The 462-nt window shown below is 56.7% G+C and carries 1 protein-coding gene; it reads right to left on the bottom strand.

Annotated features, from left to right (window positions below):
• Positions 1 to 444 (bottom strand): hypothetical protein (locus K0039_RS25245; RefSeq protein ID WP_228106875.1); only part of this gene is annotated, 444 nt, incomplete at its 3' end.
• Between the last annotated feature and the right edge of the window lie 18 nt (positions 445 to 462).

Raw genomic sequence — 462 nt, 5'->3', positions numbered from 1 at the left:
CAAGTAGCTTGGGATATCCAGCGTCAGCAAATAACCTTCCAGCTCTTTCGCTTCGGCCTGGGCTTTTGCCGCAGCCAGCGCGCTTTCTGGCATCCCCGCCAGCTCCGCTTCGTCGGTAACGAGTTTGGTCCAGCCCATTGTCGCATCGAGGACGTTGTTGCTGTACTGGTTGCCCAGTTCCGAAAGACGGGTCGCAATTTCGCCGTAACGCTGCTGTTTCTCTTTCGGCAGACCGATGCCAGAGAGTTCAACGTCGCGCAGTGCGTTATCAACCGCTTTCTTCTGCGCCGTGTTCAGCGTGGCGTAATGATCGCCATCGCGCAGGTCGCGATACGCTTTATACAGCCCTTCATGTTGCCCTACCCAGGTGCTGTATTCCGACAGCAGTGGCAGGGTTTGTTCGTAGGCTTCACGCAGTTCCGGGCTATTTTTCACCGAGTTCAGGTGGCTGACCGGGGAGAA

Origin of the sequence: Terrisporobacter mayombei, from assembly GCF_020748465.1 — a bacterium.
In the GTDB taxonomy this organism is placed as follows: domain Bacteria; phylum Bacillota; class Clostridia; order Peptostreptococcales; family Peptostreptococcaceae; genus Terrisporobacter; species Terrisporobacter mayombei.
Note: the sequence above shows the minus strand (reverse complement) of the source record. Positions and strands in the feature narration are given on the sequence as shown.